This window comes from Burkholderia sp. GbtcB21, assembly GCF_019091065.1.
GTDB classification, from domain to species: Bacteria; Pseudomonadota; Gammaproteobacteria; order Burkholderiales; family Burkholderiaceae; genus Burkholderia; species Burkholderia pyrrocinia_C.
This window is the reverse complement of sequence record NZ_JAGXKA010000578.1, coordinates 1-228: the sequence shown is the minus strand read 5'-3', so window position 1 is coordinate 228 and position 228 is coordinate 1. Positions and strand designations below refer to the sequence as shown.

The 228-nt window shown below is 76.8% G+C and carries 1 protein-coding gene; it reads right to left on the bottom strand.

Features of this window, described 5'->3' with window-relative positions; translation table 11 throughout:
- Positions 1-228, bottom strand: a 228-nt coding sequence (locus KVT39_RS37715; protein ID WP_217591550.1) for a DUF1176 domain-containing protein, incomplete at both ends; no start/stop codon positions are given.

Here is a 228-nt window from a genome sequence, read left to right as displayed (position 1 = left end):
CCGACAGGCCGGCGACGGGCGGCGCCGGAACGACGGCGGGCGGTAATGCCGGCGCGGCCGGCACCGACGGAGCGGGCCGGTTGCCGGGGCGCAGCAGCGCCGTGACCGTGCCGACGCGGCCCTGCGTGTCGTCGTTCAGCAGCAGCGCGGCATTCAATCCCGACAGCGGCGTGCGCGGCGTGTGCGCCGGCGCCGGATCGCCGAAGCTCAGCAGTTGCGCATTGCGCG